11 protein-coding genes are annotated in these 11,719 nt (G+C 43.2%); 9 read left to right on the forward strand and 2 right to left on the reverse strand.

Features of this window, described 5'->3' with window-relative positions; genetic code table 11:
• Positions 1-27 precede the first annotated feature (27 nt).
• On the reverse strand, positions 28-471 hold the full coding sequence (locus VHA01S_RS11330; RefSeq protein WP_023404517.1) for a CBS domain-containing protein: 444 nt from the start codon (positions 469-471) through the stop codon (positions 28-30).
• Positions 472-765: 294 nt separating this feature from the next.
• Here VHA01S_RS11330 and VHA01S_RS11335 point away from each other — a divergent pair, with 294 nt between their 5' ends.
• The 8 genes from VHA01S_RS11335 to ispH all read left to right on the forward strand — a co-directional run bounded on the left by VHA01S_RS11335 (position 766) and on the right by ispH (position 9,487).
• A complete protein-coding gene (locus VHA01S_RS11335) occupies positions 766-1,974 on the forward strand; it encodes a S1 family peptidase (RefSeq protein ID WP_052029616.1) in 1,209 nt (402 codons plus the stop codon).
• A 144-nt stretch (positions 1,975-2,118) separates the two neighbouring features.
• Positions 2,119-3,171 (forward strand): tRNA preQ1(34) S-adenosylmethionine ribosyltransferase-isomerase QueA, encoded by a 1,053-nt coding sequence (gene queA / locus VHA01S_RS11340; protein WP_023404519.1) that lies wholly within the window; start codon positions 2,119-2,121, stop codon positions 3,169-3,171.
• A gap of 228 nt (positions 3,172-3,399) precedes the next feature.
• On the forward strand, positions 3,400-4,536 hold the full coding sequence (gene tgt / locus VHA01S_RS11345) for a tRNA guanosine(34) transglycosylase Tgt (RefSeq protein WP_023404520.1): 1,137 nt from the start codon (positions 3,400-3,402) through the stop codon (positions 4,534-4,536).
• Between the two features lie 142 nt (positions 4,537-4,678).
• Positions 4,679-5,014 (forward strand): preprotein translocase subunit YajC, encoded by a 336-nt coding sequence (yajC, locus tag VHA01S_RS11350; protein ID WP_023404521.1) that lies wholly within the window; start codon positions 4,679-4,681, stop codon positions 5,012-5,014.
• A gap of 22 nt (positions 5,015-5,036) precedes the next feature.
• On the forward strand, positions 5,037-6,890 hold the full coding sequence (secD, locus tag VHA01S_RS11355; RefSeq protein WP_023404522.1) for a protein translocase subunit SecD: 1,854 nt from the start codon (positions 5,037-5,039) through the stop codon (positions 6,888-6,890).
• 14 nt (positions 6,891-6,904) lie between these two features.
• On the forward strand, positions 6,905-7,852 hold the full coding sequence (secF, locus tag VHA01S_RS11360; RefSeq protein WP_023404523.1) for a protein translocase subunit SecF: 948 nt from the start codon (positions 6,905-6,907) through the stop codon (positions 7,850-7,852).
• A gap of 88 nt (positions 7,853-7,940) precedes the next feature.
• On the forward strand, positions 7,941-8,372 hold the full coding sequence (gene fkpB, locus VHA01S_RS11365) for an FKBP-type peptidyl-prolyl cis-trans isomerase (protein WP_023404524.1): 432 nt from the start codon (positions 7,941-7,943) through the stop codon (positions 8,370-8,372).
• A gap of 164 nt (positions 8,373-8,536) precedes the next feature.
• A complete protein-coding gene (gene ispH / locus VHA01S_RS11370) occupies positions 8,537-9,487 on the forward strand; it encodes a 4-hydroxy-3-methylbut-2-enyl diphosphate reductase (RefSeq protein ID WP_039970769.1) in 951 nt (316 codons plus the stop codon).
• Positions 9,488-9,568: 81 nt separating this feature from the next.
• On the opposite strand, the gene VHA01S_RS11375 is transcribed toward ispH, so the two are convergent.
• On the reverse strand, positions 9,569-11,053 hold the full coding sequence (locus VHA01S_RS11375; RefSeq protein WP_023404526.1) for a carbon starvation CstA family protein: 1,485 nt from the start codon (positions 11,051-11,053) through the stop codon (positions 9,569-9,571).
• A 216-nt stretch (positions 11,054-11,269) separates the two neighbouring features.
• On the opposite strand from VHA01S_RS11375, the gene VHA01S_RS11380 reads away from it, so the two are divergent.
• Positions 11,270-11,614 carry a DUF2799 domain-containing protein gene (locus VHA01S_RS11380; protein ID WP_023404527.1) on the forward strand — a complete coding sequence of 115 codons (345 nt, stop codon included), beginning with the start codon at positions 11,270-11,272 and terminating at the stop codon, positions 11,612-11,614.
• Positions 11,615-11,719: the final 105 nt, after the last annotated feature.

Consider the following 11,719-nt stretch of genomic DNA (forward strand, 5'->3'; position numbering starts at 1 on the left):
GCCACATCATAACTGATGTGGCTTTTTTTATGTGCCTACTTCGACGGGTTCCACTTCTTCTTGCAGTTCCAGTAAGTTGATGGCGATAGTCACAAAGTCACTGTCAGTGATAATGCCTACCAGTTTTCCATTTTCCACCACTGGCAAACAGCCTACTTTGCGTTTTTGAATCATTAAGGCGCTTTCTTTTAGACCCGCATAAGGGCTCACCGTAATGACGTTTTTCGACATCGCTTGGTTAAGTGGCGTTTGCAGAGTGTAGTTGTTGTTTTCAGCACCGGATTGCAAGTTAGAGTCTTGAGCGGCAAGTATGTCTCTGTGTGTAACGAGTCCCAGTAACTTGTCATCCACATCAACCACAGGTACGTGTCTAACTTCGTGTTCGGTCATGAGCTTTTGTGCATCGGCAAGGGTGTTGGAACGCAACAGTGTATAGGGGTTGCGAGTCATAAGATCGACAATTTTTATCATAATGATCTCCTAGCAAGTTCCGAAGTAATACATCTGATTTAACTATAGTAATCAGGGCGTATTTTTACTTTGATTTACTCCTAACATTTGAGCAAATTCGTTGCTTTTCTTTATTGGGGAGGATTTATCGGCTTCTTTTATCGCTTTGATCCAGTTGCACATTTTGTGATCTTGATCGCAACTAACAATTGTTTGTCGCAGATAACTACTTTTTTGTAACAGCCTATTCCATTTTTAAACGGGGTAGTGACGATTTTGTCTGCTAGTTAAAGATATTTAGAAATGGAATCAATGATGAAAAAATGGATTTTATCGACCATAGGCTTATCAATGGTCACCGGAGCCCAAGCGGTTACATTGGGTGATGATGTGTTCGATGCCGAGTATCGAGTCACCATTCGCTCAAGTCATATGGCGGAATTTCCGTTATGTAGCGGAACTTTGATTCGTGAGCAGTGGATTTTAACCGCGGCGCACTGTGTGGTATTTCCCGGTGAAGATGGCACCAATGCGGGTGATTACTATGTTGCTCGTCCCGGAGAGCTCACCATTACGCATAGCGCGGCAAATTTAGAGACTGATATTAGCGGTGACATTACCAACTTTGTGGATGTGTCACATGTGGTGGTGCACAGTGACTATCAAAGGCTAAGTAGTGTCGAAGTAACCAATGGTGATGTTGAACAAATCAATACTGAGCTATCAAACGATATTGCTTTGTTGAGGATCAAATATCCGTTACCCGATATCACACCAGCAACCTTAGCCAGTCCTGAAGTGATGGCAGCGCTTGAGCTTGAATTAATTTCCCAGTGGCCAACAGAAAGCAATGTGGCCAGGCCTGAAAATGTACAAATACATGGTTGGGGTAGTACGGATGTGTATGACCCTTGGGGAGATGCTGTAGAGCTACAACTGCAAACTACATCCCAAGCGTTTTACCCCATTGATGAATGTTTTGCTCGTCTGGAAGAGGGTAAAGATACCCCCGATTTTATTTCTTCGGCGATAGATCCAACCAAAATCTGTACCAATCCGACTCAGCTTGAACAATTTGATGATCCCAATACTGATGCGGAAGATGATGGCAAGGTGTATGGCAACTCTGCCTGTATTGGTGACTCTGGTGGCGCGTTACTGTCTAGTCTAGATGGCACTGAGTATCAAATTGGTATTGTCAGTGGTGCGCCATTTATCTTGCCTGTTTGTGGCTCGGTGACTATCCCGAGTTTCCATACCAAAGTGTCTTATTTTTATGACTGGATTAACCAAGTGGTGGACAGTGAAGAACTGCCGTCAGACACAGTGACTCCGCCTAATTTCATTCAAAACGCTCAATCTTCTGAGGATGACGAAGCCTTACCTGAAGAGGGAGGCTGTGACGAAAGCGAAACGGTATTTGTGGATTGTGGCGGATCGGATTCCGATTCAGGCAGTGTGCACTTTATCTGGTTATTGTTGTTATCAGCCGTCGCCTTTAGAAGACATTTCCAACGACGTTAAGTTTACCATTTCGCCCTCTATTGCTTGCAAATGGCGTGTAATAGAGGGCTTTAATCAACGACTTCTTTATCTTTCCTTGATCTTGTCTGGTGGCAATCTATACTAGCGCCCTGCAAAATATTTAGCCTAGGATCGTTATTCGCCATGCAAGTTTCTGATTTTCATTTTGACCTACCCGATGAATTGATCGCACGTTATCCGACGCCGGATCGTACTTCGAGCCGTTTACTGCAACTGACGGGTAATAGCGGTGAGGTTCAGGATAAACACTTCACTGATATTTTAGATCTTGTTAACGAAGGAGACTTGCTAGTATTCAATAATACCCGAGTGATTCCTGCACGTGTCTTTGGTCGTAAAGCCAGTGGCGGCAAGATTGAAGTGTTAGTTGAGCGAATGGTCGATGAACACACTGTTTTAGCGCATGTGCGTGCCTCTAAGTCTCCTAAGCCGGGTACTGAGTTGTTGCTTGGCGACAAAGATCAATACTCAGCAGTGATGGTGGCAAGACACGATGCGCTGTTTGAGATTCGTTTTACTTCAGACAAAGCCGTATTGCAGATCCTAGAAGAAGTCGGGCACATGCCACTGCCGCCTTACATTGATCGCCCTGATGAAGATTCCGATCAAGAGCGTTATCAAACCGTGTACAACGCTAAGCCGGGTGCGGTAGCTGCCCCTACGGCTGGGCTGCATTTTGATGATGAAATCTTAGCTAAAATTAAAGCTAAAGGCGCAAAACTTGCGTTCGTTACTTTGCATGTTGGCGCAGGTACATTCCAACCTGTACGCGTTGACAATATTCTTGAGCATCACATGCATGCTGAGTATGTCGAAGTGACTCAAGAGGTGGTAGACGCCATTAACGAAACCAAAGCGCAAGGTGGTCGAGTCATTGCTGTAGGTACAACTTCAGTTCGTTCACTAGAAAGTGCGGCGCAAGATGCGGTGAAAAAGGGCTCTGAACTTAAACCTTTCTTTGGTGATACCGATATCTTCATCTATCCGGGTTATCAATTTCAGTTAATCGATTGTCTGTTAACTAATTTTCACTTACCTGAGTCAACCTTGATCATGTTGGTCAGTGCATTTGCTGGATATGATAATGTTATGCAAGCCTACCAACATGCGGTTGAGCATAGCTATCGTTTCTTTAGCTATGGCGATGCGATGTTTGTGACTCGTTTAGGATTATAAGCGAAGATTTGTTGGTAAAGTCCGGCAAGTAAAAAAGCAAAGTTAGATACCGTTCTCGTTTGCTGTGAACGGTTAGATACAATTCATTTTATGAGCGGTGATAGGGTTAAGAGACTTATTGAATAAGGCTTAACTGCTAATAACCGCTCTTTTTTGGGACAAGGTAAAAGTAAGCGTGTTGTCCTAAACTAACCGTCAGATTGTTTCTCTGGCATATTGGAGTAATTTGTGAAATTTCAACTAAAGAAAACGGACGGCAAAGCTCGTCGTGGTCAATTGGAGTTTGAACGTGGTTCGGTTCAAACCCCTGCATTTATGCCTGTAGGTACTTACGGTACTGTTAAAGGTATGACTCCGGAAGAAGTAAAAGGAACCGGCGCAGAAATTCTACTAGGTAATACCTTTCACTTGTGGCTAAGACCAGGTCAAGAAGTCATGAAATTGCATGGCGACCTACACGACTTTATGAATTGGCAAGGTCCTATTCTTACTGACTCAGGCGGTTTTCAGGTATTTAGCTTAGGCGACTTACGTAAAATCACGGAAAAAGGTGTGCATTTTCGCAACCCAGTGAATGGCGACAAAATCTTCATGGATGCCGAAAAGTCTATGGAGATCCAAAAAGACCTTGGTTCTGACATCGTAATGATTTTTGACGAATGTACGCCATATCCTGCAACTCATAGCGAAGCAAAAAAATCGATGGAAATGTCACTACGCTGGGCACAACGCTCTCGTGACCATTTCAACAAACTAGAAAATCCAAATGCGCTATTTGGTATTGTGCAAGGTGGCGTGTACGAAGATCTACGTGATGTATCCGTTGAAGGTCTGACTAAGATTGATTTTGACGGCTACGCAGTTGGTGGTCTAGCAGTGGGTGAACCTAAAGAAGATATGCACCGCATTCTTGAGCATACTTGCCCGCAATTACCAACAGATAAACCGCGTTACCTCATGGGCGTGGGTAAACCAGAAGACCTAGTAGAAGGTGTTCGCCGTGGTATTGATATGTTCGATTGCGTAATGCCCACTCGAAATGCCCGTAATGGACACCTATTTGTGACTGGCGGTGTGATCAAGATCCGAAACGCGAAACATAAAATAGATACAACACCTCTAGATCCAGAGTGTGACTGTTACACTTGTCGCAACTATTCTAAATCGTATTTGCATCATCTAGATCGTTGTAATGAAATCTTAGGCGCTCGCCTAAATACCATTCATAACCTTCGTTACTATCAACGTTTAATGGAAAGCATTCGCAAGGCCATTGATGAAGATAGATTCGACGCTTTCGTAGAAGAGTTTTACGCTCGTCGTGATAGAGACGTGCCGCCGATGCTAAAAGCTGACGCACAATAATAAATAATTACAAAAGTCATGTAATAATACAAATTACAACGACCAACATGCGGCTTTGTCGTTCAACCCTTGAAAAAGGGACGATGAGGCCACATTTAGTGTTATAACTTAAATTAACGAATATTTTTAAAGAGGATTTTTAATGAGTTTATTTATTTCTCAAGCTCACGCAGCGACTGAAGGTGCTGCTCAAGGCGGTGGTTTCGAAATGCTGATCATGCTTGGTATGTTTGCAGTTATTTTCTACTTCATGATTTACCGTCCACAGTCTAAGCGTGCAAAAGAGCATAAAAACCTCCTTGCTTCTATGAGTAAAGGCGACGAAGTTCTTACTAGTGGTGGTTTAGTAGGTAAGATCTCTTCTGTTTCAGAAGATAACGATTTTATCTCTATCGAACTAAATGCTAACAATGTAGTTGTTATCAAGAAAGACTTCGTTACTGCAGTGTTGCCTAAAGGTACGCTGAAATCTCTTTAAAAACAGCTAGAGGATCCTCGCTGTGTTAAACCGTTATCCGTTATGGAAGTACTTGATGGTCTTAATGGCCATTCTAGTAGCGGCACTGTATGCCCTTCCGAATCTTTACGGTGAAGATCCAGCCATACAAATCACAGGAGCACGTGGTGCTTCTGTTGATATGGCAACCATGGATACTATCACCAATGCTCTTGATAAAGAGAATCTATCTCACAAGTCTGTTTCGTTAGAAAATGGCTCAATTCTAGTTCGCTTTAATGACACTGACACCCAAATTGGTGCTCGTGATGTTATTTCTGAAGCACTAGGTTCAGATGCAATTGTTGCACTTAACCTTGCCGCTTCAACTCCTGGCTGGTTAGAAAGTATTGGCGCTGCGCCGATGAAGCTTGGTCTTGACTTGCGCGGTGGTGTGCACTTCTTAATGGAAGTGGACATGGACTCTGCAATGAACAAGCTTATCTCACAGCAGGAAGAAGCCTTCCGTAGTGAGCTACGTGAAGAGAAAATTCGTTACCGTGCTATTCATGCAGGTAAAGACTCTGTAGAAATTACACTGCGTAATGCTGAGCAACTGTCTCAAGCAGAAAGCCTTCTAAAATCAAAACACCCTGATATGTTGTTTGTTGATTCAGACAGCAACGGTCGTTTTGTAGTAAGTGCTACTTTCACTGATGCCCGTCTTACTGAAATTCGCAACTACGCCGTTGAGCAAAATATTACGATTTTGCGTAACCGTGTAAACGAACTGGGTGTTGCTGAACCTTTGGTTCAACGTCAAGGTGCAAGCCGCATCGTGGTTGAATTGCCAGGTGTTCAAGATACAGCTCGCGCTAAAGAAATCTTAGGTGCTACTGCAACTCTAGAATTCCGTGAAGTTGATATGCAGGCTGATTTGTCTGCTGCGGCAAACGGTCGTGTTCCTGCGGGCAGTGAAGTTAAGTTTGATCGTGATGGTCGCCCAGCGGTACTGAAAAAACGCGTTATTCTTGGCGGTTCAAGCATCACTGATGCAAGTTCTAGCGCCGATGAATATGGTCGTCCTCAGGTTAACATCTCGCTAGATAGCGAAGGTGGTAGCAAGATGGCTGCTTTCTCTCGCCAAAACATTGGCAAGCTGATGGCAACCGTATTTGCTGAGTACAAAGACAGCGGTAAGCGTACTCCAGAAGGCAAAGTGATTCTTAATAAACACGAAGAAGTGATCAACCAAGCGACCATTCAGTCTGCACTAGGTCGTAGCTTCCGTATTACCGGTATCGACTCTGCTGCTGAAGCTCATAACTTAGCCTTGCTACTTCGTGCTGGTGCCTTGATTGCGCCAATCTCGATTGTAGAAGAACGTACAATTGGTCCATCAATGGGTCAACAGAACATCGATAAAGGTGTTCAAGCTTGTATGTGGGGCATGTTAGCGGTAATGCTATTTACTTTGGTTTACTACCGTAAGTTTGGTTTTATTGCCAACATGGCACTAATGGCAAACCTTGTGTTGATCATTGGTATTATGTCGATGATTCCAGGTGCGACAATGACGCTGCCGGGTATTGCCGGTATTGTATTGACCGTTGGTATGGCCGTTGATGCGAACGTACTGATCTTTGAGCGTATACGTGAAGAGCTAAGAGAAGGACGCAGTCCTCAACAAGCGATTCACCAAGGTTACGCCAATGCCTTTAGTACGATTGCGGATGCTAACATCACAACTTTATTAACAGCGATCATTTTGTTTGCTGTGGGTACAGGTGCGATTAAAGGCTTTGCTGTAACACTGTCTATCGGTATTTTAACTTCAATGTTTACTGCGATTATTGGTACACGTTGTGTAGTTAACCTGCTGTATGGCGGTAAACGTGTTACTAAACTGTCGATCTAATTGAAGGTATTTCCATGTTTCAAATATTGAAAAGTGAAGGAACGATCGACTTTATGCGCTGGTCAAAAGGCGCGGTTGTTTTTTCATTACTAATGATTGCAGCTTCAATCTACACCATTTCAACTAACTGGTTGAACTGGGGTCTAGATTTTACCGGCGGTACGCTGATTGAAGTGGGTTTTGAGAACCCTGCCAACCTAGAAGAAATTCGTACTTCATTGAGCGATAGAGGTTTTGGCGATGCAACGGTACAGAACTTTGGTTCTGCCCGTGATGTTATGGTTCGTCTACGTCCTCATGAAGGTCTACAAGGTGAAAAACTAGGCCTACAAATCATCCAAGCATTGGAAGAAGGTACTGGTGAATCTGTAGAGATGCGTCGTGTTGAGTTTGTTGGTCCTAACGTTGGGGATGAACTTGCAGAGGCAGGTGGTCTAGCGATCATCGTATCTCTGATTTGTATCTTGTTGTATGTTTCTATGCGTTTTGAATGGCGTCTAGCAGCGGGTGCGGTACTGGCACTTGCGCACGATGTTATCATTACCATCGGCATCTTCTCTATCATGCAAATCGAGGTAGACTTGACTATCGTAGCGGCATTGCTAACGGTTGTCGGTTACTCGCTCAACGATACCATCGTTGTATTTGACCGGATTCGTGAAAACTTCCGTCGAGTACGTAAAGGTGGCGCAGTTGAGATTATCAATGGCGCGATCACTCAAACTTTGAGCCGTACCTTGATTACTTCTGGTACAACTTTATTCGTAGTTGTTGCCCTATTTACTAAGGGTGGTGCAAATATCCACGGCTTCGCAACTGCCTTGCTATTGGGTATCACAGTAGGTACATATTCATCTATCTACGTAGCATCAAACTTAGCATTGAAACTGGGTGTATCTCGTGAGCACTTGATGCCACCTAAAGTTGAGAAGGAAGGCGCAGAATTTGACGAAATGCCTTAAGCCTTTGTCTTATTTCTAGTAGTCTTTTTAAACGGCCAACGATGTGTTGGCCGTTTTTGTTTTTGACTTAAAGTTGTAAGGAAACACTATGTCAGTAATTACAAAAGACAGTGCAGTCACCATGCATTTCGCAATCAAACTTGAAGATGGTTCGGTAGCAGACAGTACCTATCAAATGGGCAAACCAGCAAAACTGGTGATTGGTGACGGTAGCTTGAGTGACAGCTTTGAAGCTTGTTTACTCGGGCTAAAAGCCGGAGACAAAAATAGCGTAGAGCTGAAAGCGATAGATGCCTTTGGTCTGCCCAATCCAGATAATATTCATCATATGGATCGCGCTAAATTTGTCGGTGAAGCTCAAGTTGAAGTGGGCACTATTATGGCATTTAACGGGCCTGATGGCGTCGAAATACCCGGCATTATTACCGAGATTGCAGGGGATTCAGTTACTGTTGACTTCAATCATCCCTTAGCTGGGCGTGATGTTACCTTTGATGTTGAAATAGTTTCAATTGACTGATCTTAAATCGTTTTCTCGAATTTACGGCTTATCTTATTAATAACCATGCATTATTTATGGTCATTACTGTCTTGAGCTTTCGTCAATAATGTCGGTACAATGAGCGCGATTTGAGGTTGCTCATTGACTGAGTAACAAGGCCTTCACTAATGAAAGATATGACAATGGAAATTCTATTAGCTAACCCGCGTGGTTTTTGTGCCGGTGTTGACCGAGCTATCAGCATCGTTGAACGAGCGCTTGAGATGTACCAGCCTCCTATCTATGTTCGACATGAAGTTGTGCATAACCGTTTTGTGGTTGAAGGGCTGAAAGCTCGTGGCGCAATTTTTGTTGAAGAACTGAATGAAGTGCCTGATGACAACATTGTTATCTTTTCCGCGCACGGCGTATCGCAAGCGGTGCGTAAAGAAGCCAAGCAGCGTGATTTGACCGTATTTGATGCGACTTGTCCATTGGTGACCAAAGTGCATATGGAAGTGGCTCGTGCAAGCCGCAGACATATCGAAGTCGTATTGATAGGGCATACAGGTCATCCTGAAGTTGAAGGCACTATGGGGCAGTATGCAAGCAGCGAAGGCGGCATGTATTTGGTTGAGAAAGCTGAAGACGTTGACGCATTGCTACCTATCATCAAAGACCCATCAAATTTGCATTATGTGAGCCAAACTACTTTGTCGGTGGATGAAACCGCGGATGTGATCGACCGTCTGCGTCAGGTTTTCCCGAGCATCCAAGGCCCACGTAAAGACGATATTTGCTACGCCACTCAGAACCGCCAAGATGCGGTGCGTACTATGGCAAATGAAGTGGACGTAATGATAGTGGTTGGTTCTAAAAACTCATCTAACTCAACACGATTAAAAGAGTTGGCCGAGAAGTTAGGCACTCCTGCGTACTTAACCGATTGCCCAGAAGATCTGAACGCTGATTGGTTTAAGAGTAAGAATAAGGTAGGCATGACCGCTGGTGCATCCGCTCCAGAAGAGTTGGTAAACACTATCTTAGAAAAAATAAAAACTTTGTCTGATTGCAATCAAGTTACTGAACTCTCTGGTCGTGAAGAGAATATGTTCTTTGAAGTGCCAAAAGAGCTGCAGGTTAAAAATCTATAATTTTTATGCTTTACAGTATAAAAAAACGGGCTGCCAATGTATTGGCAACCCGTTTTTTAGTGGGGGATTCTAAGCAATATGTTATGCGTGTTTAGTTTCCACTTTAGGTTTTTCTTCATCTAGCAAATCGTTTTCACCTTTGCCTTTTGAAATTTTAATGACAGTTGCTGTGATACCTAGCATCGCGATAACACCGATGATGGTAGAGATTTGCATATCTAAACCAAAGCCCAGTTTTGAGTTATTTAGGATGAAAGTAATACAAACCGTAGTCATAAACATCGCTGGAATAGTAGTGATCCAGTGGAATTTGTTGTAACGAAGTAGGTAAGCAGAAGCTGTCCAAAGCATCATTACCGCAGTGGTTTGGTTAGCAAAACCGAAGTAGCGCCAAATCACACCGAAGTCTACTTGAGTTAAGATACCGCCGACAATAAATAGTGGTACAGCCATCAATAAACGGTTACGCATAGTACGTTGTTCTAGATTAAAGTACTCAGCTAAGATCAAACGGCTTGAACGGAATGCGGTATCACCAGAGGTAATTGGCAGAATAACCACACCAAGGAATGCAAGCACACCACCAAAGACACCAAGTAGACCAAATGATGCGTCATAAACCACTTTACCCGGACCGCCGTTAGCCACTACGTCAGATAAAGAGTCAACAGAACCAAAGAATGACAAGGCTAAAGCACACCAGATAAGCGCGATAATACCTTCACCAATCATTGCTCCATAAAATACGAAGCGACCGTTTTTCTCATTTTCAATACAACGAGCCATCAAAGGTGATTGTGTGGCATGGAAACCAGAGATAGCACCACAAGCGATGGTAATAAATAGAGCCGGCCATAGAGGTAAGTCATGTGGGTTCATGTTAGAGAACATATCGCTGACTTGGAAGTTACCCAAAACAGAATAGTCACTTGAAACTGCCACTGCGCCAATTAAGCCCACAGACATGAAGATTAGCAGTGCGCCAAATAGAGGGTAGAAACGACCAATGATTTTATCGACAGGTACGATAGTCGCAATGATGTAGTAAATGAAGATGATAACAACCATAGTTGTCATGCTGACATCTAAACTTGTTTTGTCATTGATTAGGTTAGTGATCATGCCAGCTGGAGCTGAAACAAATACCACACCAACTAGAAGCAATAGGACAATGGCAAAAATGTTCATAAAGTGCTTGGCGCCAGTGCCTAGGTAACGTCCCGTCAATGTTGGTACAGATGCGCCGCCGTTACGTACCGATAGCATTCCTGAGAAGTAATCGTGAACAGCACCTGCAAATACACAACCCAATACAATCCACAGCATAGCCGCAGGACCGTATAGAGCACCCATGATAGGACCAAAGATTGGACCCACACCAGCGATATTTAAAAGCTGTACTAAGTACACTTTTTTCGTTGGCATCGGAACAAAGTCCACGCCATCCGGTTTAGTTATTGCTGGGGTTTGACGATTTTCATTAATACCAAAAATTTTTTCAACTATGGAACCATAGATGAAGTAGCCAGCAACCAGTGCCACTACGCAGGTAAGAAACCACATCATATCTGTATTCTCTTCTATTAAAGGATAATTTATTAAATTTTCTATTTACATAATATTAAATCCTTTTAGCAACAACATTAGGTACGCCGGTCAGTGGTCGAATAGCAAGTTAAGTGGTGAAATACCCAGTTGAATGGTTTGCTGTTTTTTAGGGTTTTCGAAAATGTGATCTAGGTGTGCTAAGCTCATAAAAAACAATATGTTAAGTAGGTCACAATGCAAAGATTTAAGTGGGCTCTGCCTTTGATTATTCCGTTGTTATTTGCCTGTGCTAGTGGTGATGAAGCATTAGTGGCGAAAGGGGATTGGAAAGGTGTGGGATATTCCGATGGTATCAAAGGGAAAACCCAGCGCTCGTACACAGCACTGAGTGAATTGGGTGCTGCTAATATGGGCGCCTATGAAGAGGGATATAGCTTAGGTGTTAAAGAATATTGTAACCCTAACTTTGCCTATCAGATTGGTTTGTCAGGTCAGTATTATGAAGGTGTTTGTGAAGGCACCGAAGATGCGCAGATGTTTCGCATGGAATGGCAACGCGGTTGGGATGAGCAAAAGTAATGTTTTGCTATATAATACCAATCGCACTAAATAACTGGTCATTCTAGCTTGTTAAAATACTCGATAACGGTGTTAGAATTTTTGATTGTAGAATAACTACTTATC

The sequence above is a fragment of the Vibrio halioticoli NBRC 102217 genome (genome assembly GCF_000496695.1).
Classification (GTDB): Bacteria; Pseudomonadota; Gammaproteobacteria; order Enterobacterales; family Vibrionaceae; genus Vibrio; species Vibrio halioticoli.